The sequence below is a fragment of the Paraglaciecola sp. genome, from assembly GCF_051252315.1.
Classification (GTDB): domain Bacteria; phylum Pseudomonadota; class Gammaproteobacteria; order Enterobacterales; family Alteromonadaceae; genus Paraglaciecola.
Genome location: NZ_JBPOFP010000001.1, coordinates 36,932 through 61,624, shown reverse-complemented (window position 1 = coordinate 61,624; position 24,693 = coordinate 36,932). Strand labels below are relative to the sequence as shown.

The window sequence follows — 24,693 nt, the reverse complement described above, 5'->3', positions numbered from 1 at the left end:
TGCAATCATGATATTGTTGCGCCCACATGCAGGTGTGGTAATGGATTGCGCCTTTTTAATTAACCCATAATTAACTATATTTCAGGATTGTTGATGAGTATGACTACCGCCGAAATTCGGTGCGCATTTTTAGATTTTTTTGCATCAAAAGGACACCAAAAAGTGTCCAGTTCATCTTTAGTACCAGGTAACGATCCTACACTCTTGTTTACCAACGCCGGTATGAACCAGTTTAAAGATGTATTTTTGGGAACAGAGTCACGCAGCTATAGCAGAGCCACATCATCTCAGCGCTGTGTGAGAGCGGGTGGAAAGCATAATGATCTTGAAAATGTAGGATATACAGCGAGACACCATACTTTTTTTGAAATGTTGGGGAATTTTAGTTTTGGAGATTACTTTAAAACTGAAGCAATTCAATTTGCTTGGGATTTTTTAACTAAAGAATTAAAACTACCAGCTGAAAAATTATTAGTCACTGTTTATCACGAAGATGATGAAGCTTTCGATATTTGGGCTAATAAAATTGGTTTAAGCGAAGATAAAATTATACGCATTAGTACCTCTGATAATTTTTGGTCAATGGGTGATACTGGACCATGTGGCCCTTGTTCTGAAATATTTTATGATCATGGTGCGCATATCTGGGGAGGACCTCCAGGATCTCCAGAAGAAGACGGGGACCGATTTATTGAAATCTGGAACTTAGTTTTCATGCAATTTAATCGCCAAGCTAATGGTGACATGGACCCTCTTCCTAAACCTTCAATTGACACGGGTATGGGATTAGAACGTATATCTGCCATTATTCAAAATGTGCATAGCAATTATGAAATAGATATTTTCCAAAATTTAATTGATGCGACTGCTCAAGTCGTGAATGCAGCAGATAAAGAAGATAAATCACTGCGCGTGATAGCGGATCATATTCGTTCTTGTAGTTTCTTGATTGCTGACGGCGTGTTGCCATCTAATGAAGGTCGAGGTTACGTATTAAGACGTATCATTCGCCGGGCTGTTAGACATGGTAATAAGCTAGGCGCAAACGATGTGTTTTTCTACCGCTTAGTGGCTGCACTAGAAACTCAAATGGCTGACGCATTTCCAGAATTGACTGATAATCGTCAATTAATCGAAAAAGTATTAAAAACCGAAGAAGAGCAGTTCTCCCGCACTTTAGAAAGGGGAATGAACATTCTAAATGCAGCGATTGCTGATTTAGAATCGGACGTCATTCCAGGAGAAGTCGTATTTAAATTGTATGATACCTATGGTTTCCCAGCCGATTTAACTAATGATGTTGCGCGTGAAAAAAATCTTAAAATAGATGAAGATGGCTTTAAAGCCGCCATGAATGAGCAACGGAAAAGAGCTCAGCAAGCGAGTCAATTTGACACGGATTACAATGAGCAACTAAAGTCTAATTGCTCATCGGACTTCTTAGGTTATGATCAACATATACATTCTTCAAAAGTCATAGAATTATTAAAAGAAGCGAATGTTGTTGAAGCATTATCTGATGGCGATACTGGCGTTGTGATTTTACAACAAAGTGCTTTTTACGCTGAGTCAGGTGGACAGGCTGGTGATACTGGTCAACTTACAGCTGCAAATGGTTCATTTGATGTTAAAGATACAATTAAATTAGGCAATGCTATTGCGCATAAAGGTGTTGCTCATGGTGATTTTAAGTTAGGCGAAATCGTTGAGGTTAAATTTGACCTAGAACGCAGAGAAGCCATAAAGATTAATCACAGTGCAACGCATTTAATGCACGCGGCGCTAAAAGAAGTATTAGGTGAGCACGTAAATCAAAAAGGCTCATTAGTGACGGATGAAAGGCTTCGTTTTGATTTTTCACATTTTGAAGCCGTTACGAGTCAAGAATTACAGAAAGTTGAAACCTTGGTGAATGATCAAATTCGCGCCAACAATCAACTGCAAACCAAATTGATGAATTTGGATGAAGCTAAATCAGCGGGCGCCATGGCATTATTTGGGGAAAAATACGAAGAAGACGTACGTGTTGTCTCCATGGGTGAGTTCTCTATGGAACTATGTGGTGGAACACACGTCAAAAGTACTGGCGATATAGGATTATTCAAAATTGTATCAGAAGGTGGCATCGCTGCCGGAGTACGAAGAATAGAAGCCGTTTCTGGAGCGAAAGCTTTGGAATTTGTGCAAACACAAGAGTTAAAGGTTTCGAAATTAGCTGGGTTGTTGAAAACTGATCCAGACGGTTTAACCGCTCGTATTGAACAGATGTTAGAGCGTAATAAAGCGACAGAGAAAGAGCTAGAAAAACTTAAGCAGCAGTTAGCTGCTAACGCCGGAGCTGATGTGTTGTCTCAAGTAATTGAGATAAATGGTACTAAAGTTTTAGCTACTCAGATGCAAGGCGTTGAGGCTAAATCTTTGAGGGGAATGGTAGATGACTTTAAAAATCAGTTATCTAGTGCCATTATTGTATTAGGCGTCGGTGATACGAATAAAGTGAGTTTGATTGTTGGAGTCACTAAAGACTTAATTGGCAAGGTAAAAGCTGGTGAATTAGTTAACTTTGTAGCGCAGCAGGTTGGTGGCAAAGGCGGTGGACGCCCAGATATGGCGCAAGCCGGCGGTTCACAACCAGAGAATTTAGAATCAGCGTTGGCATCGGTCAAAGACTGGTTGAGTGATAAGTTGTAGAAAATTTTTCGGTTATTTTTTGTGGTGACAACAAAAATAGGGATAAAACCGAAGGTGTAAAATATTTGGCGAAGCTATTGTTTTTACACTAACTTTAAACAAGGATTTGTATATTAATTAACGGATAAAGGAGCAATAGAATGCTAATTTTAACTCGTCGTGTTGGAGAAACCCTAATGGTTGGTGACGATGTCACTGTAACTGTATTAGGAGTAAAGGGTAATCAGGTAAGAATTGGTGTTAATGCACCTAAAGAAGTATCTGTTCACCGTGAAGAAATATATATGCGTATTCAAGCTGAAAAAAATGCACAATCTACTGGTAATGTACAAGAAGCCAGTTCAGAAAGTGAGTAATCAGTTGTAAAACGACAAAAAGCTGGTTTACCAGCTTTTTTTGTGCCTGATATTTAAGACTTATTTCATGAACATTTTTGCTGTTATTTTAAGCTAAAAAAAACATTTATTAGCCTATTAAACGGGCATTGTATGAAATCTCGACAAACAGTCGCTCACTTGATAAAAAATGTTTGACTTACTGCTGAGTATCAGTAGAATTCGGCTCCTCATTTAGGAGAGGTGGTCAAGTGGCTACAAACACTTTCAGTTAAGAAAGTGAAGAGTAATAACCTTATTCTTAAATTTTCATAACATGTTTATGGAACTCTAATAAATGTGGTGCCGTTAAAACGGAAAGGTGGGTGAGTGGCTGAAACCAGTTCCCTGCTAAGGAACCGTACGTTAATTCGTACCGAGGGTTCGAATCCCTCCCTTTCCGCCATTGGCAGATTAAAAGATTGTATTGCGCGTGTGTAGCTCAGCTGGATAGAGTACCTGGCTACGAACCAGGCGGTCGGAGGTTCGAATCCTTCCACACGCGCCACATTTCTATATTTAGTAGATGATTTGTAGTATTCTACTAAATCAAGTTTCATGCGTGTGTAGCTCAGCTGGATAGAGTACCTGGCTACGAACCAGGCGGTCGGAGGTTCGAATCCTTCCACACGCGCCAAATTAAAAGCCTCACATCATAGTGGGGCTTTTTTTTGATTGGTTGTTTTATACTAACGCTGAATTTAATTAAAAATTTGATAGATGAGCCTAAAATTAACTGAGTAGGCTTGAATGATTATTTTGATACTCGAATTGTAACCTTGCAGCAAAATTGTTAGAGGAAATGGATATATATTCTAGTTAAGTGAATATTTTCTTATTTTTTATGCTCATTTCCTCTTGCTGACTTTATTGTGTTTTATTGGGCAGCATGGTACTTATTCGGTATAGAAAGTTTTATTGATGAGGATTCATTTTATGCAAGCAGATGTCGCCAGTGCTTTAGCTGAAGCCGCTAATTTATTGATGGTGGGAATGGGAGTCGTTTTCTTATTTTTAACCATGTTAATTGGAGCCGTTAATTTAATTGCTTGGGTTAATCGTTTCTTTCCTGAAGAAGTGAATTCTCAAGGACACACTCATTCTGTAGCGCCTAAAGCCACGCAGAACTCTCAACAAGTTTCTCCAAAAGTTGTAGCCGCGATTACCGCCGCTGTTCGTCAATACAGACGTAACCACTAGACTAATATTTTAAGGAAGTATCCCTATGCCTAAACCATTAGCGATAACCGACGTTGTATTGCGTGACGCTCACCAATCTATTTTGGCCACCAGAATGCGCCTTGAAGATATGTTACCCATTGCTAGCCAATTAGATGATATGGGCTATTGGTCATTAGAAACCTGGGGTGGGGCAACTTTTGATGCCTGCATTCGATATTTAGGTGAAGATCCTTGGGATAGAATCAGACAGCTTAAAAAAGCGATGCCTAAAACTAAACAGCAAATGTTGTTACGAGGTCAAAACCTTTTAGGTTACAGACACTATGCTGATGATGTTGTCGAAAAATTCGTTGAACGTGCACATACAAATGGTGTAGATGTTTTCAGAATTTTCGATGCGATGAATGATATACGTAATTTGCAAACTGCGGTTAAAGCGGCTATTAAACAAGGCGCTCATGCTCAAGGCACTATGTCTTATACGGTTTCCCCTGTTCATAATTTGCAAACTTGGTTAGACATGGCTAATCGTTTACAAGACATGGGTGTTCATTCAATTTGTATTAAAGATATGGCTGGTTTATTAAAACCATATGATTGTGAAGAATTAGTTGGCCGTTTAAAAGAAAGCATCGATGTACCCATTGCCATGCACTGCCATGCAACAACTGGATTGAGCACTGCTACATATCAAAAAGCGATTGACGCGGGTATAGATATTTTAGATACCTCAATTTCTTCTATGAGCATGACTTACGGGCATAGTGCAACCGAAACAATGGTGTCAATTGTAGAAGGTACAGATCGAGATACGGGTCTTGAATTGCCAAAACTGGCTGATATTGCTGCTTATTTCCGCGATGTTCGCAAAAAGTATGCAAAATTTGAAGGAAGCCTTAAAGGTGTTGATGCTAGGATCCTCATCGCTCAAGTACCTGGCGGCATGTTAACCAACATGGAAAGCCAGTTAAAAGAACAAGGTGCTGGGGATAAAATGGATGAAGTACTCCAGGAAATCCCTAAGGTACGTGAAGATTTAGGTTTTATTCCATTAGTTACACCTACATCGCAAATAGTTGGCACTCAATCCGTTATTAATGTGTTGACTGGCGAACGATATAAAAATATCAGTAAAGAAACGGCTGGTGTATTAAAAGGTGAATACGGCGCTACTGCCGCACCTGTAAATGCTGAATTGCAAAAGCGTGTACTTGATGGTGCCGAAGCGATTACTTGTCGCCCAGCAGACATGATTGAAGACGAACTAGACTCTTTAACTCAGGAGCTTACAAATATAGCAAAAGAAGAGTCGATAGAAATAGCTTCTGATGTTGTTGATGATGTATTGACGTACGCCTTATTTCCACAGATAGGTCTGAAATTCCTTAAAAACCGTAATAATCCAGATGCATTTGAACCAGTGCCTGGTAATGAGCCTGCGCCAGTAAGTCAGCCTAATGTTGCTGCTTCAACTGATGGTGCTGCTTATTCAGTGCGTGTTGACGGACAAGTATTTGAAGTAGAAGTAGCGCAAAGTGGCACATTAACAAGTGTTACTCCTGCGGCAGGTGCTGCACCCGTAGTGAGTGCTCCAGCAGCTTCAACAGGTGGTGAAACATTAAATGCACCACTGGCAGGTAATATCTTTAAGGTGTTGGTACGAGAAGGTGACACCGTTGCTTCAGGTGATGTGATTATCATAATGGAAGCGATGAAAATGGAAACGGAAGTGCGAGCTTCTGGATCTGGTGTAGTATCTAATATTCAAACTAAAGAAGGTGATTCAGTGCAAACTGGACAACCTTTATTAGTAATAGGTTAAGGGTAATGGAAAAGCTAGAAATATTGTGGCAAAGCACTGCTTTAGCTCACTTTGAGTTAGGTCAGATAATTATGATGGCGGTAGGTTCATTGTTATTATACTTAGCCATAGTCAAAAAATTTGAACCTCTACTATTATTGCCGATTGGTTTTGGTGCCATCCTAACTAACATTCCGTTAGCTGGGTTTAGTGAAGTTGGTGGTTTGCTGCACTATGTATACTACATCGGTATTGATACTGGTGTTTTCCCTCTCCTTATCTTTATGGGAGTAGGTGCTATGACTGATTTCAGCGCCTTAATTGCAAATCCCAGAATGTTGTTGCTAGGGGCTGCGGCACAAACAGGTATATTCGCTACGTTATTCGGCGCTATTGCGTTAAATTTGGTACCAGGTTTTGAATTCACTTTAAAAGATGCTGCTGCAATTGCCATTATTGGTGGAGCAGATGGTCCGACAGCAATATTCTTAGCATCTAAGTTAGCCCCTGACCTGTTGGGTGCTATCGCTGTTGCTGCATATTCATATATGGCTTTGGTTCCCTTGATCCAGCCGCCAATAATGAAGCTGTTTACTAACGAAGAAGAAAGAAAAATTGAAATGCCACAGCTTAGACCGGTTTCTAAGCGTGAAAAAATCATATTTCCTTTAGCGGTATTGTTAATGACTATTCTTTTCTTGCCTACAGCGACTCCTTTGGTAGGTATGTTTGCTTTAGGCAATTTAATGAAAGAATGTGGTGTTGTGGATCGTTTAAGCAATACAGCTCAGAATGAATTAATTAATATTGTGACTATCTTCTTAGGTTTAGCAGTAGGCTCTAAGCTATCAGCAGACAAGTTTTTGACTGTTGAGACCTTGGGTATATTAGCATTGGGTGCAGTCGCATTTTCAATTGGTACTGCATGTGGAGTACTAATGGCCAAAGCTATGTCTAAATTTAGTTCGCAACCAATTAACCCTCTAGTGGGTGCTGCTGGTGTATCAGCTGTGCCAATGGCTGCAAGGGTAGTAAATAAAGTCGGGTTAGAGGCTAACCATCATAACTTCTTGTTAATGCATGCAATGGGCCCTAATGTAGCCGGTGTGCTAGGTTCGGCTGTTGCCGCAGGTATTTTATTAGCCTTAGTTGGTTAAGTTTATAGTTGCTATTCTATAGCTCATGGCTATAATACGCGCTCTTTTGGGACTTGCTGAATTAGTGATCGGCAAGTTTGTGTTTAAACTCTTATATATTGGAGAAAAATATGTCACTAAGTACACAAGAAACTGCAGCTATTATTGCTGAATATGGCGTTAAAGAAGGCGACACTGGTTCACCTGAAGTTCAAGTTGCTCTTTTAACGACTAACATCAATAAGTTACAAGGCCACTTTGCAGACCATAAAAAAGATCACCACTCACGTCGTGGCCTTTTACGTATGGTTAGCCAACGTCGTAAGTTACTTGATTACCTTAAAGGTAAAAATACAGAGCGTTATCAAGATTTGATCAAACGTTTAGGTCTACGTCGTTAATCGATGTTTACCTTTTAAAAAGACGCTTAGGCGTCTTTTTTTATGCCTGCTAAAAAATTCAAAGTTAAATCGTTCATCCACTTATTTAACCCGAGTTTCGGATAAGCCGCGCGTTTCAATAAAACTATTTTTGCCCTTAACCGCGTTGGTTTTCCTAGTAATAGCCAGCTAATACGTACGAAAAACCGCCTAGTTAGCTACAAGAATTTTGTCATTTAGGAGTAAATTATTGCGTCCTAAATAGAGATTTATAATTAACTACGTAACCCAATATCGATGCATTTACCATTTTCAACCCATGTGGAACACCTAGTGGACCTTAATAAGTATTTGGTTTAAAAGAGTGTAGATGAGGTCTATCAATCTGACGACTTTAGCCTGCTCTTTCCTTTTGCAGAAGAGAAGTAATTGTTCAATTACGATTATAGAGGTTCAACTGCCGCAGCTATAATCAAGAATGTGTTAGAGGGAATAGACTTAATATAGCTAAACAATAGGTTACGGTTAGTCATCAGTGGGGCATAGAATAACTAAAATGCGGCTTAGATGGATGCTACATCCACTAAATCAATATCATACAAAGACAATAGACCTTTATAGCCATTTAGCTAAAAATATAGTGGTAAATTTTTTAGTGGTTTCAAGTTTATAAACAAAGAGTGAAGATAATTTACATAATACTGTATGAGGTGTTTTGAATAATTTAGCCGTGACTGTAACAATCTGTTTACAATTATGGTTCTTTTACAGTTTGTTTTGCTGGCGTTAAAAACGGATTTTGTTTAAAAATCATTCAAACTAGTTAGTTTTTATTTCGATAACTTTGGATAACTTGGTACATTGGTTATATAAATTGGTTAACAACAATAATTAATTGGTATATCAATCAAGGGGTTTTTAAAGAGGAAACTGACCTGCTTGTGCAGAATTACTCAAAGTTGACATAAAAAAAAGCGCCTTACTAGGCGCTTTTTTATACAAAATAGTTTGTCTATTTCTTAATTGGATTGTATTTACGTTGTTCTTCACCAGTGTAAAGTTGACGTGGACGGCCAATTTTTTGACCAGGTTGGCTTAACATTTCATGCCAATGAGATACCCAACCAACTGTGCGTGCTAACGCAAAAATACAAGTAAACATGTTAGTCGGAATACCAATTGCTTTTAGAATAATTCCTGAATAAAAATCTACATTCGGGAAGAGTTTCTTCTCTGCAAAGTATGGGTCGCTTAAGGCAATTTTTTCTAATTCCATAGCAACGTTAAGCAAAGGATCGTCGATGTTTAGCTCTGATAATACTTCGTGGCAGCTTTCACGCATCACAGTAGCACGAGGATCATGGTTTTTGTAAACCCTGTGACCAAAGCCCATTAGTCTGAACGGGTCTGCTTTGTCTTTTGCTTTAGCTATGAACTCAGGAATACGATCTACTGAACCGATTTCTTGTAACATAGTTAAGCAAGCTTCGTTAGCACCACCGTGAGCAGGTCCCCAAAGCGAGGCAACACCAGCTGCAATACATGCATAAGGGTTTGCACCAGAAGAACCGGCTAATCGTACTGTTGAAGTAGACGCATTTTGCTCATGGTCAGCATGCAGAGTAAATATTCTGTCTACGGCACGAGATACCGCAGGAGTGATTTTGTAATCTTCTGCTGGTACAGAGAACATCATGTTTAGGAAGTTTTCTGCGTAAGTTAAGTCGTTTCTCGGATATACAAAAGGCTGGCCTATGTTGTATTTGTAACACATGGCAACCATAGTCGGCATTTTAGCGACAAGTCTATAAGCACTACGTAGTCTTTGTTCTGGATCTGAGATATCTAAGTCATCATGGTAGAAAGATGACATCGCACCTACTGTGCCACATAACATTGCCATTGGATGCGCATCGCGTCTAAAGCCACGGAAAAAGTTATTTACTTGGTCGTGTACTAGGGTATGGCGAGTGATGGTATCTTTAAACTCTTTGTATTCTTCAGAATTAGGTGTTTTATCGTGTAATAACATGTAGCAAACTTCTAAGTAGTCTGCATCACGAGCTAACTCTTCAATTGAATAACCTCTATGTAACAATACGCCTTTAGCGCCGTCGATAAACGTAATTGAGGACTCACAAGAACCCGTGGCCATAAAGCCTGGGTCATAGGTGAAGTAACCGCTGCTACCTAATGCACGAACGTCTATTACATCGTTACCTGCTACTCCAGATAAAATAGGTAGTTCAATTTCAGCATCACCTGCTTTCAAAATGGCTTTATTATCTGCCATATGTCGTTCTCCTCAGAATCATTTTAATTCGATAAACAGGATTATATTCTGTTTACTGGGGGCGATATGTAACCGCCATTTGTACTGACTAAGTTTAATTATGTCAATTTTAATGCACTAAATCCTATTAATCTTCACTTTTTTGCAGGATGAAAGGCAAATAAAAATTTAGATCTGGTTGGTCTACTTTCTTAATACTTGTTATAAGGCATTAAAATAGAACAATAATTGTATTTATTTGCTACGCTGGATATACTTCTTGGGCTTACAGGGCTTGACTCTAAGAAGCGTTATTTATTCTAACGTTTAGTTTACAAATCTGTAACAAGCTCATGAAAGAGAGACTGTTTTTAACAAATCAATAACATTCGGGGTTTTTTATATAAGCCTATTCGAATAAAAATGTTTAAATGACCTACGGGTATAAAGAGCGAAAAACGTGAAAAAACAAAGACCAGTTAATTTACAACTCAACACTATTAGTTTTCCTCCCGCCGCTATTACTTCTATTCTCCATCGTATTACAGGTGTCGCATTATTTTTTGCGCTGATGTTTGTAATTTGGGCTTGGGCTGTATCGGTTTCTTCTATCGAAGGATTTGATTTTGTGAAAGAACAAATGAATGGTCCTTTAGGTAAATTTGTTGCAATAGGCACAATATCTGCCCTTATTTATCATGTGTTAGGCGGTGTTCGACATATGATTATGGATATGGGCCACTGGGAAGAACTTGAATCAGGTGACCTAAGTGCTAAAGCTATTATTGCTCTGTGGATTATCTTAACTATCGTAGTTGGAGTTTTATTATGTTAACTCAACAAGCAAGTTTAAAACGTAATGGTGTACAAGATTTTGTAACCATTCGTGCTACCGCGATTATCATGACCGCGTATTCTCTTTTCATTGGTTGGTTTTTTATCACGACGTCAGAAGTGACTTTCGACATATGGACAAATTTGTTTTCAGGTTTAGCCATGAAGGTATTTACCTTTGCCGCTTTATCGTCAGTTATGTTGCATATTCGAATTGGTATGTGGCAAGTATTAACAGATTACGTAAAAGCAGCAGGTTTGAGATCGGCTATTCAATTTATTCTTAACTTAATTGCATTTGTTTATGTGGTTATTGGTTTATTTGTGTTGTGGGGTGTGTAAATGAGTATTCCTGTTCATGAGTATGATGCAGTTGTAATTGGTGCTGGCGGCGCAGGTATGCGTGCAGCATTACAAATTTCTGAATCTGGCAAGTCATGTGCCTTATTATCTAAAGTTTTCCCAACTCGTTCTCACACTGTTTCTGCTCAAGGTGGAATTACTGTTGCATTAGGTAACGCCCACGACGATAACTGGGAATGGCACATGTACGATACGGTAAAAGGTTCTGATTATATCGGTGACCAAGACGCTATCGAATACATGTGTAAAACCGGTCCTGAAGCTATTATCGAAATGGAAAACATGGGTTTACCATTTTCACGTTTCGAAAACGGAAAAATTTACCAGCGTCCTTTCGGTGGACAGTCGCAGAACTTCGGTGGTGAGCAAGGTGCTCGTACTGCAGCTGCAGCTGACAGAACTGGCCATGCTTTATTGCACTTGTTGTATCAACAAAATGTAAAAAATAAAACTAAGGTATTCAGTGAATGGTATGCCTTAGACCTAGTTAAAAACCAAGACGGCGATGTAGTGGGTTGTACAGCAATCGATATCGAGTCTGGTGAAGTGGTTTATTTCAAATCTAAAGCCGTGGTACTTGCCACGGGTGGTGCTGGACGTATTTACGCATCTACCACTAATGCTCACATAAATACTGGTGACGGTGTTGGTATGGCACTACGTGCTGGTGTTCCAATGCAAGATATGGAAATGTGGCAATTCCACCCAACAGGTATAGCCGGTGCCGGTACATTGGTTACCGAAGGTTGCCGTGGTGAAGGTGGTTATTTATTAAATAAAGATGGCGAACGTTTCATGGAACGTTATGCGCCTAACGCAAAAGATTTAGCCGGTCGTGATGTTGTTGCTCGTTCAATGATGACCGAAATTCGTGAAGGTCGAGGATTTGACGGCCCATTAGGTCCACATTGTAAATTGAAACTGGATCATCTTGGTAAAGAAGTTCTGGAATCTCGTTTACCAGGTATATTAGAGTTATCTCGTACCTTTGCTCACGTCGATCCGGTTAAAGAACCTATCCCAGTTATTCCTACTTGTCACTATATGATGGGGGGGATTCCTACCAATGTTGATGGTCAAGCACTGAGTGTTGATGCCAACGGTAAAGAAAGCCCAATTAAAGGTTTATTTGCCTGTGGTGAAATTGCTTGCGTATCTGTACACGGTGCTAACCGTTTAGGTGGAAACTCACTACTTGATTTAGTGGTATTTGGTCGAGCGACTGGGTTACACCTAGGTTCAGCTATCGACGGAATCGAAGCACGTGAAGCATCAAGTGATGACGTCGATGCTGCTTTAACAAGATTTAATCGTTGGGAAAAGTCAGACGCCGGTAAAGGTGAAGACCCAGTACAAATTAAGAAAGATCTACAGCAATGTATGCAACTTAACTTCTCTGTATTTAGAGAAGGTGACGCAATGGCAACTGGCTTGAAAGAGTTAGGTGAAATTCGCGAACGTTTACAACATGCCCGTCTAGATGATAAATCAAATGATTTTAATACTCAGCGTATTGAATGCCTAGAGCTTGATAACCTAATGGAAACTGCCTATAGCACAGCTGTAGCAGCTAACTTTAGAACTGAAAGTCGTGGTGCTCATAGTCGTTTTGATTTCCCAGAGCGTGATGATGATAATTGGTTGTGTCACTCAGTTTATTTACCAGAGGACAGCTCAATGATTAAACGTGAAGTAAACATGACGCCTAAACTGCGTGAAGCTTTCCCACCTAAAGCCAGAACTTACTAGGAGTAACGATTATGCAATTGAATTTCTCTGTTTACCGTTACAATCCAGATGTAGACAATGCACCACGTATGCAAGATTACAAACTTGACGTGGATGAAGGTCAAGACATGATGGTGCTTGATGCACTTATCGCTCTTAAAGAAACAGATCCAACCTTATCTTTTCGACGTTCATGCCGCGAAGGTGTATGTGGTTCTGACGGTGTAAACATGAACGGCAAAAATGGCCTAGCGTGTATTACGCCTTTGTCTGCACTTAAAGGTTCAAAAGTGGTTATTCGTCCACTACCAGGTTTACCTGTAGTGCGTGATTTAGTGACTGATATGACCCAGTTTTATACTCAGTATGAAAAGATTAAGCCGTTTTTAATCAATGATGACAATCAACCGCCAGCTCGTGAGTTTTTACAAGCGCCGGAAGAAAGAGAAAAGTTAGACGGTTTGTACGAATGTATTTTGTGTGCATGTTGCTCAACTTCTTGTCCTTCGTTCTGGTGGAATCCAGATAAATTTATCGGACCTGCAGGTTTGTTGCATGCATATCGCTTCTTGGCAGATAGCCGAGATACAGCGACAGAGCAACGTTTAAATGATTTAGATGATGCATTTAGTGTGTTCAGGTGCCACGGTATTATGAACTGTGTAAATGTGTGTCCTAAGGGCCTTAATCCTACGAAAGCGATTGGTTCTATTAAATCAATGTTGTTAAAACGCGCAGTATAAGAACCAATTATTAGTAGTTGGTTCGTTTAAATTAGAGATATTAATAAGAAAGAGAGTGTGCAACAGCGCACATAATTGTAAGTCTTATTCAACCAAGGGACGACAATGCAACAACGCGTGATGAAAGCATGGTGGGATTCGTCTCACATGGCTGGTGGCAACGCTACATATATAGAAGAAATGTATGAGCTATATTTGGAAGATGCGCAAAACGTATCTGATGAATGGAGAGAAACGTTTGACAAACTGCCTAAACTCGATGGAGTCGAAGTAGAATCAAAACATAGTTTAGTAAGAGAACAGTTTCGTGCTTTAGCAGCATTAGGTCCCGCTGGTCGAGCTGGTACAGCGAGCCCTCAAGCAGGAGCCGGTGGTGACGAGAAACAAGTTAAAGTTCTGCAACTAATTAATGCTTACAGATTTAGAGGGCACCAGCACGCCAATCTTGATCCTTTAGAGTTGTGGAAACAGCCTAGGGTTCGTGATTTAGAGCTATCCCATCATAATTTGTCAGAAAGCGATTTTGATACTGTATTTAACGTAGGCTCATTTGCTATTGGCCAAGAGTCAATGCCATTAGGTGAATTGTTTAAATCTCTGAACCGCACCTATTGTGGCTCTATCGGTACTGAGTACATGCACATTACCGATACCGAACAAAAACGTTGGGTTCAACAACGTATTGAATCAGTTCAAGCCAAACCAGAAATTTCTCGCGAAGACAAAGTTAGCCTGCTACAAGGTTTAGTTGCCGCTGATGGTATGGAAAAATACCTGGGCGCTAAATTTCCAGGTGCTAAACGTTTCTCTCTTGAAGGTGGTGATTCGTTAGTTCCAATGCTGAAAAGTTTGATTAGTCATGCAGGCTCCAAAGGGACAAAAGAAGTTGTTGTGGGCATGGCTCACCGAGGTCGTTTAAACGTACTTGTGAATGTGTTAGGTAAAAATCCATCAGTATTATTTGATGAATTTGCCGGAAATCATGATGACTCATTAGGCGCTGGTGATGTGAAATATCACGCTGGTTATTCTTCAGATTATGCTACACCTGGTGGCAATCTTCATTTGGCACTAGCCTTTAACCCGTCTCACTTAGAAATTGTTAACCCTGTGGTTATCGGTTCTGTACGTGCTCGTTTAGATCGTAGAGGTTGTGAAGATGGTTCTATGGTATTGCCAATTACTATTCACGGTGATTCAGCTATTGCTGGACAAGGTGTAGTACAAGAAACCTTTAACATGTCACAAACTCGTGGCTTTAAAGTGGGCGGTACCGTAAGGATCGTAATCAACAACCAAGTTGGTTTCACTACGTCTAAAACAGAAGACACTCGTTCGACTCAATATTGTACTGATATAGCCAAAATGGTTCAGGCGCCAATATTTCATGTGAATGCTGATGATCCAGAAGCTGTGTTATTTGTGACTAAGCTGGCTCTCGATTATCGTAATCAATTTAAGCGTGATGTGGTAATTGACTTAGTTTGTTACAGACGTCATGGACACAACGAAGCAGATGAGCCAAATGCAACTCAGCCTTTGATGTATCAAAAAATCAAAAAACATCCTGTGCCGCGTAAGTTATATGCAGACCAATTAGTAGCAGAAGGTATTATCGAAGCCCACGAAGTTGAAAAGCTTGTTGGTGACTATCGTGCTGCCTTAGATCATGGTGCATGTGTTGTTGAAGAGTGGCGTCCTATGACGGAACACTCTGTTGATTGGACTCCTTACCTTGGCCATGATTGGGACGTTGAATATGACGGCTCTATCAGTGTTGATAAAATTAAGGAGTTAGGCGAGAAGTTATGTGATTTCCCTGAAGAACATAAACTTCAGTCTCGTGTAGCCAAACTTTATCAAGATCGTAAAGCTATGGTTGCAGGTGATAAAGCGCTTGATTGGGGAATGGCTGAAAACTTAGCTTATGCCTCAATTGTTGATGCGGGTGAGAACATTCGTATGACAGGTCAAGACTCTGGACGTGGTACGTTTTTCCATCGCCATGCCGTATTACACAATCAAAAAGATGGCTCTGATTATATGCCTCTTCAGAATATACATTCTGAACAAGGCACAATTGAAATTTATGATTCAGTACTTTCTGAAGCCGCAGTACTTGCATTTGAATTTGGGTATGCCACGGCAGAACCTGGTTGTTTAACCATTTGGGAAGCACAATTTGGTGACTTTGCTAACGGTGCTCAAGTGGTGATAGATCAGTTCTTAAGTTCTGGTGAAGCCAAATGGGGACGTTTATGTGGTTTAACTATGTTGTTACCCCACGGTTATGAAGGTCAAGGTCCTGAACATAGTTCAGCTAGGTTAGAACGTTTCTTACAAATGAGTGCGGATCATAATTGGCAAGTTTGTGTGCCATCAACTCCAGCTCAAGTGTTTAATATGTTGCGCCGTCAAACCGTTCGCCCAATGCGTAAACCTTTGATTGTCATGTCGCCTAAGTCATTATTAAGACACCCGTTAGCCATTTCAAGTATGGAAGAGTTATCTGAAGGTGTGTTCCATAATGTGATTGATGAAATTGACGACATCAGTCCAAGCAAAGTAAAACAAGTGGTGATGTGTTCAGGTAAAGTCTATTACGATTTATTAGAACAGCGCCGCAAAAACGAACAAGATGATGTAGCGATCATTCGTATTGAGCAACTTTATCCATTCCCTCATGTAGAAATGGAACAAATTGCCAGTAAATACAAAACTGCTAAAAGTTGGGTTTGGTGTCAAGAAGAACCTCAAAACCAAGGTGCTTGGTATTGTAGCCAACACCATTTCTGGTCTTCGTTGCCTAAAGGCGCAACATTGACCTATGCAGGCAGAAAAGCATCAGCGTCACCTGCAGTTGGATATATTTCAGTTCACAACCAACAGCAAAAAGAATTGGTTGATGATGCATTAACAGTTAAATAAGGAACCAGTATGAGCATCGAAATAAAAGTACCGGTATTGCCAGAATCAGTGGCAGATGCATCAATCGCTACCTGGCATGTAAAGGTAGGTGATAAAGTCAGCCGAGATCAAAATCTTGTTGATATTGAAACAGATAAAGTAGTCTTAGAAGTGGTTGCTCCTGCAGATGGTGTTGTTAGCGAAATTTTATTTGCTGAAGGCGACACTGTGTTAGGTGAACAAACCATTGCAAATTTTGAAGAAGGATCAGGAGCCGCTGTTGCTGCACCTGCTGCTTCAGCTAGCCCGCAAACAAGTCAAACTTCCGATAATAAAGGTGAGTCAGTGGAAATTAAGGTACCGGTTCTGCCAGAATCAGTGGCAGACGCAACAATAGCAACGTGGCATGTTCAGCCAGGTGAAGCCATTTCTCGTGATCAAAACTTAGTCGATATTGAGACTGATAAGGTCGTACTTGAAGTTGTTGCACCTGCAGATGGTTCGTTAAGTGATATTCTAGCTCCTGAAGGTGAAACTGTTACTGGTGAACAAGTTATTGCTAACTTTGTTGCTGGTGCCGCCGCGGCTGCTCCAGCTGCATCATCAGGTGATGAATCAGCAGATAATGATGCATTAAGTCCTTCTGTTCGTCGTTTATTGACTGAAAAAGGTATTGACGCTTCAAGTATAAAAGGTACGGGCAAAGGTGGTCGTGTAACCAAAGAAGACGTTGAAAAGTCTTTACAAGCGCCTGCTGCTCCAGCTGCTAAAGCTGATTCCTCTGCACCAGCACCCGCTGCTTTGGTAGGTGACCGTACTGAAAAACGTGTGCCTATGACACGTTTACGTAAAACCATTGCTACACGTTTATTAGAAGCAAAAAATAGCACAGCTATGTTGACTACGTTTAACGAAGTGAACATGAAGCCAATCATGGATTTACGTAAGCAGTACCAAGAAAGTTTTGAGAAACGTCATGGTATCCGTTTAGGCTTTATGTCTTTCTACGTGAAAGCCGTAACTGAAGCCCTTAAACGTTTCCCTGAGGTCAATGCATCAATTGACGGTGATGATATTTGTTATCACAACTATTTCGATATCTCGATTGCCGTTTCTACGCCTCGTGGCCTAGTGACGCCGGTATTAAAAGATACTGATTCTCTAGGAATGGCCGGAATTGAAGGTGGTATTAGAGAATTAGCGCTGAAAGGTCGCGATGGAAAACTAAGCATGGCTGACATGCAAGGTGGAAACTTTACTATCACCAATGGTGGTGTGTTTGGTTCTTTGATGTCTACACCTATCTTAAATCTTCCTCAAAGTGCTATCTTGGGCATGCATAAAATCCAAGATAGACCTATGGCTGTAAACGGTAAAGTTGAAATCTTACCTATGATGTACTTAGCCCTTTCTTATGATCACAGAATCATTGACGGTAAAGAGTCAGTTGGTTTCTTAGTGACGATTAAAGAAATGTTAGAAGATCCAACACGTCTACTTTTAGATGTGTAAAAAGCATTAAAAAATTGAGACAGATAAGTATTTGTTTGTCTCCTTCTTCCGCCAACTTTAGTGTTGGCGGTTTACAAAATAAAGCAGCTAACTAGCGGCTTTTTTCTTAAATTAAACGGGTAAAAAAACCATGAATTTGCATGAATATCAAGGTAAGCAGTTATTCAAAGAATACGGCTTACCAGTCTCTGAAGGGATCGCGACAGATTCTCCAGAAGAAGCTGCTGCAGCAGCTGATAAAATTGGCGGAAGCGAGTGGGTGGTTAAATGCCAAGTACACGCTGGTGGCCGTGGTAAGGCTGGCGGTGTTAAATTAGTTAAAACTAAAGAAGAAATTAAAGCCTTCGCTGAAAACTGGTTAGGTAAAAACTTAGTTACTTTCCAAACAGACGAAAATGGCCAGCCAGTTAGCAAGATCTTAGTTGAATCTTGTACTGATATTGCTGATGAGCTTTATTTAGGTGCGGTTGTAGACCGTACTTCTCGTCGCGTAGTTTTCATGGCGTCTACTGAAGGCGGCGTTGAAATTGAAACGGTTGCTCATGAGACTCCAGAAAAAATCTTAAAAGCTGAGATTGACCCAATTGTTGGTGCTCAACCTTATCAAGCTCGCGACATGGCTTTCCAGTTAGGCCTTAAAGGCGTACAGATTAAGCAATTCGTACAAATATTCTTAGGTCTTGCAAAAATGTTTGTTGACCTAGATATCGCTCTAATCGAAATCAATCCTCTAGTAATCAAAGATGACGGTGATATTCACTGTCTAGACGCTAAAGTGGCTATCGATGGCAACGCGGCATACCGTCAGCCTAAAGTTAAAGCGATGCACGATCCATCACAAGATGATGCACGTGAAGCTGAAGCGGCTAAATGGGAACTTAACTATGTAGCACTAGACGGAAACGTTGGTTGTATGGTTAACGGTGCAGGCCTTGCGATGGGAACTATGGATATAGTTAACCTTCATGGCGGCAAACCAGCTAACTTCCTAGACGTAGGCGGCGGTGCAACCAAAGAACGTGTTGCTGAAGCATTCAAAATCATTCTTTCTGACAGCAATGTAAGTGCTGTACTTGTTAACATTTTTGGTGGGATTGTACGTTGTGACATGATCGCTGAAGGTATTATCGGTGCAGTTAAAGAAGTAGGTGTTAAAGTTCCTGTTGTTGTACGTCTTGAAGGTACTAACGCAGAGTTAGGTCGTGAAGTTTTAGCTAACTCTGACCTAGATATCATTGCTGCAAGTAGTCTAACTGACGCAGCCCAACTAGTTGTTAAAGCTGCGGAGGGCAAATAATGTCTGTATTAATTAATAAGCACACTAAAGTTATCTGTCAGGGTTTCACTGGTGGACAAGGTACTTTCCATTCTGAGCAAGCAATTGCTTATGGCACTCAAATGGTTGGTGGTGTTACACCTGGTAAAGGCGGCACAACTCACCTAGATCTTCCAGTATTCAATACAGTACGTGAAGCAGTAGAAACAACAGGCGCAACAGCATCTGTAATCTATGTACCAGCAGCGTTTTGTAAAGATTCAATCGTTGAAGCAGCTGATGCAGGCATTGAGCTTATCATCTGTATCACTGAAGGTATCCCAACTATCGACATGTTATTCGTTAAAGAATACTTGAACGTTAAAGGCGTTCGCATGATCGGTCCAAACTGCCCAGGTGTTATCACTCCTGGTGAATGTAAAATCGGCATCATGCCTGGTCACATTCACAAGCCTGGTAAAGTAGGTATTGTTTCTCGCTCTGGTACTTTAACGTACGAAGCCGTTAAACAAACTACTGACGAAGGTTTTGGTCAGTCTACTTGTGTTGGTATTGGTGGCGACCCTATCCCGGGTTCTAACTTCATCGATATCTTACAGTTGTTCCAAGACGATCCAGAAACAGAAGCTATCGTTATGATTGGTGAAATTGGTGGTTCTGCTGAAGAAGAAGCAGCTGAATTTATCAAAGCTAACGTGACTAAGCCTGTTGTATCTTACATTGCCGGTGTTACTGCTCCTGAAGGTAAGCGTATGGGTCATGCTGGCGCAATTATCGCCGGTGGTAAAGGTACAGCTGACGAGAAGTTTAAAGCACTAGAAGCGGCAGGTGTTAAAACTGTACGTTCTCTTGCTGATATCGGTAAAGGATTACGCGAAATTACTGGTTGGTAATTTCTAAGTAATAGCATTACTTTTTGATTTAAAAACCCGCAGAATAGCGGGTTTTTTTGTATCTCATATTACTCTTGTCGTCGTTTTCTGTGCAGAGTTACTTAATGGAATTGGTATAAGAGGAGAGCTGACTTAGTACTTGCTCAATTGGGATAATTCATCCATGATTAATAAATGATTTATAGGTTTATAGTATTTAACGTATTATTAATCAGCCATTTGGTTATGGGGAAATCATCTGAGCCCACGGTGTTTTCTTACCAAGGTAGTCAATTTGAAGCTGATAGAAGTCATAATTATACGATTGATGTTTTAAAGTTAGCTTTAGATAAAACCAAGGCTGAATACGGAGATTACAAGTTAGAGTTAAAGGGCCATGGTCTAAATGTGGCAAGAGTGGTAAAGCTCGTTGAAACGGGTTACTACAAAAATTTCTTTTTTAAGCATTCGATAACCACTGAAATAAGTAAAAAAGTTCATACCATTCATTTTCCCATCGATAGAGGAATTATTGGCTATCGAATAGCTCTGATTCATCCATCCAATTTAAATAAGTTTTGTAATCTCACCGAAGAATCTGCAGTTAACAATATATCTATAGTGCAAGGTATAGGCTGGACAGACAGTGATATTTTGCAGGCTAATAATTACAGAGTATATCCACTCACCAACCCCGACCACGATAAAGTTTTTGGGTTGATTAAGAAAGGTCGAGTAGACGCTTACTTTCGAGGTGTGACAGAAGAAAAAGACGAATATTTTGTTGCGGCTCAAAAAAAGTTTGGTTTAGTCTATGAACCATGTATTTCATTTGCTTATGAACTACCTAGGTTCTTTATTACACACATAAACAATCATGTTAATGCTAAACGTGTCGAGTTGGGACTCAAGCGTGCGTACAAAGATGGCAGTTTTATTAAGTTGTGGGAAAAACATCACTTGCATAACTTAATAGCAAACAAGCTAGTTGACCGTAAAATACTGTGGTTAGAAAACCCGTTAATTCAAGGCCTTAGCCAAGAATATAAAAAGTATAATTTTTCTGTACAGGAGTACTTTGATAAGTAGAACAAATGAATCCAGTTTAGTTTTGTGTGTTTTTACTCAAGATTAGCTAGTTAGGAATTACCATTAACCAATCTTAATTAGTTGTTTTACAACTCCCCCAAACCTTCGGCCCATTCGCCCTTCCAGTTTATTTTTAACTGTTTTTAGATAACGTCAAAATTACTGTTCATGTCACCACAATTAAAATGTATACCGGCCGAATTTTTCATAATTAGTGGGGGATGTTAGGGGGAAATAGGTTATTTTCGCTTGTTTGACTGCTATTACATATTAGTTCGTTTCTTGGGTGGCCAGTAAAAATTAAACATGGCGTTTGCTTTACACTTCACCTCTATAAAAGTGGAAGTTGTGAACTTGCTCTCCTTTACTAAACAAACCTTTATGCCTACTTTTATGGTGATAGTTAAGTTATTAAGTGTTGAATTGTAACTTTTTGTTTTGAATACGTATGCAAAGGACTGGGCCTTAACAATCAAGTTCAATGATGGTGAGTGTATGAGTTTAATATGCAATTAAATCAAAGGCTTGCATTTGTTATTAAGTTCTTATTATTGATGTCAATATGTTGTGTATTCGTTAACTGAATGTTGTGCATAAGGTTTGAATACGTATGCATTCGATTGAGTCAAAGCATTTTATAACGTTAATATCTGTTCGAAATAAACATAGATTGTATTTTTCTCAATAGAAAATAATGACAATTAACACAACAATGGGACACACCAATGAAACAATTTAAACCTAATCTAATTAAAGCAGCGCTAATTTCAAGCGGCATGGTTATGGGAACTGGCGTATCTGTAGCTCAAGAAAATACTCAATCTGAAGACGCTGATAACTTAGAAGTAATTCAGGTTTCTGGCTTTCGTGGCTCAGTAATTGAATCCATTAATACTAAACGTTTTTCTAGCAACGTTGTTGACGCCATTAGTGCTGAAGATATAGGTAAATTGCCAGACTCATCTATTGCAGATTCATTATCTCGCATTACTGGTTTGGCAGCTCAACGACTTGAAGGTCGTGCGAGTGTTATTTCCATTCGTGGATTTGGTGAAGATGAATCAACGACTACGTTAAATGGCCGAGAGCAGGTTTCTATTGGTGACAGTCGTGGTGTTGAATTTGATATTTATCCTTCAGAGATAATGAGTGGTGTAAGTGTTTATAAAACGCCTAACGCTTCTATTACCGGTGAAGGTATCGCTGGGGTGATTGATTTACAAACGGTTAGTCCCCTTTCAAAAGGTGAACGTGTTTTAGCTGTTAACGGTCAATTGGAAATGAATGGTCATGACGCAGTGGTTGATGGTTATGATAACAAAGGACATAGAGCAACTGTGTCATACATAGACCAATTTGCTGACGATACTATTGGTGTGGCATTTGCTTTCAATACTATGGAATCACCTGGGCAAGAGAAACAATTTGGCCGTCATGGTGACCCTTTCTTATATACGTTAACTGATGAGAGTGGTACTGAATATAACGGTGTTAAAGGTATTAACCTTAAAGGTCGTTCTTCTGTATTAAAACGTGATTCAGTTATGGGTGTGGTTGAATTCATTCCAAATGATGATTTAAAAGTAACTGTTGACGCTTTGTATGTTGATTTCAGTGATGAGCGTTACATTGGTGCAGTTGAATTTGGTTTTAATAATTGTGATGATGCGGGTAAATTCCCTGATTGTAATTACACCATTAACTCTACCGATTCAGGTTTTGTTACAGGGGCAACTTACAATAACTTCCCTTTCTATTTGAAGAATAACCAAGAACATCGTACTGCTGATTTGACCAACCTAGGTCTAAATGTTGAATATCAAGTTAACGATGACTTAGTTGTTGAGTTTGATATGAGTTCATCAAAAGTAGACCGTGAATTATATCAACACGCTACTTTTGCTGGCGGCGGGAACTTTAACGGTAATCAAGTGACTTACCAGTTAAATTCAGATGGTTCAGGCGGTACATTTACGTCTACTCTTGATTACTCAGATCCAAGTGTGATTGGTTTGGGTGATATTATGGGGTGGGGCTTAGCCGGTGAACGTTCACAGCCTAAAGTTGAAGATGAAATTAATGCATTTAAACTTGCCGCAAAACTAGCACTTGATAGTGACGTTTTTGATTCATTAGAATTTGGTGCAAGTTATCGTGACCGCGATAAGTCTAAAACCCTTACTTACACAAAAACAGACGTTTTAGAGTCGGCTAGCAGTATTGGTACTGGTCCAAATGGTACGCCGATTGCCAACTTGCCTTCTAATCTGATCCTCGGCCAAGTTGACTTATCTCACGTAAACTTTGGTACTGCGTTAATCTTTGACCAAGAAGCTGCGCTGTCCAGTGGCAGTATCTATAGTGAAACAGATGTCACTTATTCTTGGGGTAAAATTAACGAAGCTTTCCAAGTGACTGAAGAAGTCACGTCTCTTTATGTTCAAGGTAATATTGATACTGAAATTGCGGGTAAATCAATAAGAGGTAATGTAGGCCTTCGTTATGTTGATACAACACAAAAATCTGTTGGTGATACCTTCGGTTGGAGTGGTATTAATGAAAAAACAGACTATTCACACTCATACACTCATGTTTTACCAAGTGTAAATATTGTGATTGACCTTAGTGAAGATGAAATCCTTCGTTTAGGTCTTGCTAAAACTATTGCTCGTCCAATTATGGATGACATGAAAGGTGGCTTATTAGTAGAACCAACTTCATGGAGTGGAAACCCTGATGATGTTGATGGTGCGGGTAACTACTGGAAAGCGTCTGGTGGTAACTATCGTCTAGAGCCAAGAGAAGCAAATGGTTTAGACATCAGTTATGAAAACTACTTTGCCGCTGACGGGTACTTCTCAGTAGCCGTATTCTACAAAGATATTACTAACTGGAACTTTGATAGTAGTTTTGAGAATGATATCCCATTGAGTGCTGAAGCATTAGCTACGCACCCTGTCTCAGGGTCAATTGAAGGGTTTAACGATACGACTACTACTTTCTACGTGAAAGAAGATGGCGGTGAAGGTGAACTTCTAGGGTTAGAGCTTTCTGTATCAATGCCGTTGAGCATTATAAATGAGAGTTTAGAAGGGTTCGGTATATTAGCTAGCCATACAATCATTGATGCAAGTATGGAAGACTTTAACGGTGATGATTATATTATCCCTGGTTTATCTGATCGAATTTCGTCATTCACAGCTTTTTATGAAAAAGATGGTTTCCAAGCACGTGTTTCAGCCCGTAGCCGTTCTGATTTTTACGCCAAGGTTTATTCAACAATTGGCTTAAACACAGAGGAAAGATTTGGTCTAGGTGAAACTTTAGTTGATGCGCAAATTGGTTATGATGTTTCCGATAAACTTTATGTTTACTTACAAGGACAAAATCTAACTAATGAGGCTTTCCAAACTAAGTTTGAAGATTCTCAGTACGCAACGGATCAATATTTTGACTATGGCGCTAGCTATCAGTTAGGATTTAGCTACAAGTTTTAATTGTTAGTTATTCAATATTAATCACTAATAAAGCCT

Annotated in this window: 17 protein-coding genes and 3 tRNA genes; 19 read left to right on the top strand and 1 reads right to left on the bottom strand. The window is 39.7% G+C overall.

The features are described 5' to 3' along the window. Positions 1 to 93: 93 nt before the first annotated feature. The 9 genes from alaS (at position 94) to rpsO (ending at position 7,585) form a co-directional block, all read left to right on the top strand. On the top strand, positions 94 to 2,691 hold the full coding sequence (gene alaS, locus ACSHXM_RS00265) for an alanine--tRNA ligase (RefSeq protein ID WP_435686683.1): 2,598 nt from the start codon (positions 94 to 96) through the stop codon (positions 2,689 to 2,691). Between the two features lie 140 nt (positions 2,692 to 2,831). Then, entirely contained in the window at positions 2,832 to 3,047 is a 216-nt protein-coding gene (gene csrA / locus ACSHXM_RS00260) for a carbon storage regulator CsrA (RefSeq protein WP_435686682.1), read from the top strand. A gap of 334 nt (positions 3,048 to 3,381) precedes the next feature. After that, positions 3,382 to 3,471 (top strand) — tRNA-Ser (locus tag ACSHXM_RS00255). A 25-nt stretch (positions 3,472 to 3,496) separates the two neighbouring features. Next, positions 3,497 to 3,573, top strand: a tRNA-Arg gene (locus tag ACSHXM_RS00250). A 52-nt stretch (positions 3,574 to 3,625) separates the two neighbouring features. Further along, positions 3,626 to 3,702 (top strand) — tRNA-Arg (locus ACSHXM_RS00245). Between the two features lie 299 nt (positions 3,703 to 4,001). Beyond that, positions 4,002 to 4,265: an OadG family protein gene (locus tag ACSHXM_RS00240; RefSeq protein WP_435686681.1), complete on the top strand. Its 264-nt coding sequence runs from the start codon at positions 4,002 to 4,004 to the stop codon at positions 4,263 to 4,265. A 25-nt stretch (positions 4,266 to 4,290) separates the two neighbouring features. Further along, positions 4,291 to 6,069: a sodium-extruding oxaloacetate decarboxylase subunit alpha gene (oadA, locus tag ACSHXM_RS00235; protein WP_435686680.1), complete on the top strand. Its 1,779-nt coding sequence runs from the start codon at positions 4,291 to 4,293 to the stop codon at positions 6,067 to 6,069. A 5-nt stretch (positions 6,070 to 6,074) separates the two neighbouring features. Then, complete coding sequence (locus ACSHXM_RS00230; protein WP_435686679.1) at positions 6,075 to 7,205, top strand: sodium ion-translocating decarboxylase subunit beta; 1,131 nt, start codon at positions 6,075 to 6,077, stop codon at positions 7,203 to 7,205. 110 nt (positions 7,206 to 7,315) lie between these two features. Next, positions 7,316 to 7,585 (top strand): 30S ribosomal protein S15, encoded by a 270-nt coding sequence (gene rpsO, locus ACSHXM_RS00225; RefSeq protein ID WP_435686678.1) that lies wholly within the window; start codon positions 7,316 to 7,318, stop codon positions 7,583 to 7,585. Positions 7,586 to 8,576: 991 nt separating this feature from the next. On the opposite strand, the gene gltA is transcribed toward rpsO, so the two are convergent. Further along, positions 8,577 to 9,857, bottom strand: a complete 1,281-nt coding sequence (gene gltA / locus ACSHXM_RS00220) for a citrate synthase (RefSeq protein WP_435686677.1) — start codon at positions 9,855 to 9,857, stop codon at positions 8,577 to 8,579. A 439-nt stretch (positions 9,858 to 10,296) separates the two neighbouring features. Between gltA and sdhC the strand changes: the two genes are divergently transcribed. The 10 genes from sdhC (at position 10,297) to ACSHXM_RS00170 (ending at position 24,657) form a co-directional block, all read left to right on the top strand. Then, a complete protein-coding gene (sdhC, locus tag ACSHXM_RS00215; protein ID WP_435686676.1) occupies positions 10,297 to 10,671 on the top strand; it encodes a succinate dehydrogenase, cytochrome b556 subunit in 375 nt (124 codons plus the stop codon). Beyond that, a complete protein-coding gene (gene sdhD, locus ACSHXM_RS00210) occupies positions 10,665 to 11,012 on the top strand; it encodes a succinate dehydrogenase, hydrophobic membrane anchor protein (RefSeq protein ID WP_435686675.1) in 348 nt (115 codons plus the stop codon). The genes sdhC and sdhD overlap by 7 nt, the downstream gene beginning before the upstream one ends. Then, positions 11,013 to 12,782: a succinate dehydrogenase flavoprotein subunit gene (gene sdhA, locus ACSHXM_RS00205; RefSeq protein WP_435686674.1), complete on the top strand. Its 1,770-nt coding sequence runs from the start codon at positions 11,013 to 11,015 to the stop codon at positions 12,780 to 12,782. A gap of 11 nt (positions 12,783 to 12,793) precedes the next feature. After that, positions 12,794 to 13,504 (top strand): succinate dehydrogenase iron-sulfur subunit, encoded by a 711-nt coding sequence (locus ACSHXM_RS00200; protein WP_435686672.1) that lies wholly within the window; start codon positions 12,794 to 12,796, stop codon positions 13,502 to 13,504. A gap of 105 nt (positions 13,505 to 13,609) precedes the next feature. Next, a complete protein-coding gene (locus ACSHXM_RS00195) occupies positions 13,610 to 16,432 on the top strand; it encodes a 2-oxoglutarate dehydrogenase E1 component (RefSeq protein ID WP_435686671.1) in 2,823 nt (940 codons plus the stop codon). Between the two features lie 9 nt (positions 16,433 to 16,441). After that, positions 16,442 to 17,923, top strand: coding sequence for a 2-oxoglutarate dehydrogenase complex dihydrolipoyllysine-residue succinyltransferase (odhB, locus tag ACSHXM_RS00190; RefSeq protein WP_435686670.1), 1,482 nt, complete (start codon positions 16,442 to 16,444; stop codon positions 17,921 to 17,923). Between the two features lie 130 nt (positions 17,924 to 18,053). Then, positions 18,054 to 19,220, top strand: coding sequence for an ADP-forming succinate--CoA ligase subunit beta (gene sucC / locus ACSHXM_RS00185; RefSeq protein WP_435686669.1), 1,167 nt, complete (start codon positions 18,054 to 18,056; stop codon positions 19,218 to 19,220). Next, complete coding sequence (sucD, locus tag ACSHXM_RS00180; RefSeq protein ID WP_435686667.1) at positions 19,220 to 20,092, top strand: succinate--CoA ligase subunit alpha; 873 nt, start codon at positions 19,220 to 19,222, stop codon at positions 20,090 to 20,092. The genes sucC and sucD overlap by 1 nt, the downstream gene beginning before the upstream one ends. Positions 20,093 to 20,266: 174 nt before the next feature. Next, positions 20,267 to 21,160 carry a hypothetical protein gene (locus ACSHXM_RS00175; protein ID WP_435686665.1) on the top strand — a complete coding sequence of 298 codons (894 nt, stop codon included), beginning with the start codon at positions 20,267 to 20,269 and terminating at the stop codon, positions 21,158 to 21,160. A gap of 725 nt (positions 21,161 to 21,885) precedes the next feature. Then, entirely contained in the window at positions 21,886 to 24,657 is a 2,772-nt protein-coding gene (locus tag ACSHXM_RS00170; protein ID WP_435686664.1) for a TonB-dependent receptor, read from the top strand. Positions 24,658 to 24,693: the final 36 nt, after the last annotated feature.

What these genes read in the sequence shown, in the direction of transcription:
- alaS (WP_435686683.1), top strand. Translation starts at nt 94, where the DNA reads ATGAGTATGACTACCGCCGAAATTCGGTGCGCATTTTTAGATTTTTTT.
- csrA (WP_435686682.1), top strand. Translation starts at nt 2,832, where the DNA reads ATGCTAATTTTAACTCGTCGTGTTGGAGAAACCCTAATGGTTGGTGAC.
- ACSHXM_RS00240 (WP_435686681.1), top strand. Translation starts at nt 4,002, where the DNA reads ATGCAAGCAGATGTCGCCAGTGCTTTAGCTGAAGCCGCTAATTTATTG.
- oadA (WP_435686680.1), top strand. Translation starts at nt 4,291, where the DNA reads ATGCCTAAACCATTAGCGATAACCGACGTTGTATTGCGTGACGCTCAC.
- ACSHXM_RS00230 (WP_435686679.1), top strand. Translation starts at nt 6,075, where the DNA reads ATGGAAAAGCTAGAAATATTGTGGCAAAGCACTGCTTTAGCTCACTTT.
- rpsO (WP_435686678.1), top strand. Translation starts at nt 7,316, where the DNA reads ATGTCACTAAGTACACAAGAAACTGCAGCTATTATTGCTGAATATGGC.
- gltA (WP_435686677.1), bottom strand. Translation starts at nt 9,857, where the DNA reads ATGGCAGATAATAAAGCCATTTTGAAAGCAGGTGATGCTGAAATTGAA.
- sdhD (WP_435686675.1), top strand. Translation starts at nt 10,665, where the DNA reads ATGTTAACTCAACAAGCAAGTTTAAAACGTAATGGTGTACAAGATTTT.
- sdhA (WP_435686674.1), top strand. Translation starts at nt 11,013, where the DNA reads ATGAGTATTCCTGTTCATGAGTATGATGCAGTTGTAATTGGTGCTGGC.
- ACSHXM_RS00200 (WP_435686672.1), top strand. Translation starts at nt 12,794, where the DNA reads ATGCAATTGAATTTCTCTGTTTACCGTTACAATCCAGATGTAGACAAT.
- ACSHXM_RS00195 (WP_435686671.1), top strand. Translation starts at nt 13,610, where the DNA reads ATGCAACAACGCGTGATGAAAGCATGGTGGGATTCGTCTCACATGGCT.
- odhB (WP_435686670.1), top strand. Translation starts at nt 16,442, where the DNA reads ATGAGCATCGAAATAAAAGTACCGGTATTGCCAGAATCAGTGGCAGAT.
- sucC (WP_435686669.1), top strand. Translation starts at nt 18,054, where the DNA reads ATGAATTTGCATGAATATCAAGGTAAGCAGTTATTCAAAGAATACGGC.
- sucD (WP_435686667.1), top strand. Translation starts at nt 19,220, where the DNA reads ATGTCTGTATTAATTAATAAGCACACTAAAGTTATCTGTCAGGGTTTC.
- ACSHXM_RS00175 (WP_435686665.1), top strand. Translation starts at nt 20,267, where the DNA reads ATGATTTATAGGTTTATAGTATTTAACGTATTATTAATCAGCCATTTG.
- ACSHXM_RS00170 (WP_435686664.1), top strand. Translation starts at nt 21,886, where the DNA reads ATGAAACAATTTAAACCTAATCTAATTAAAGCAGCGCTAATTTCAAGC.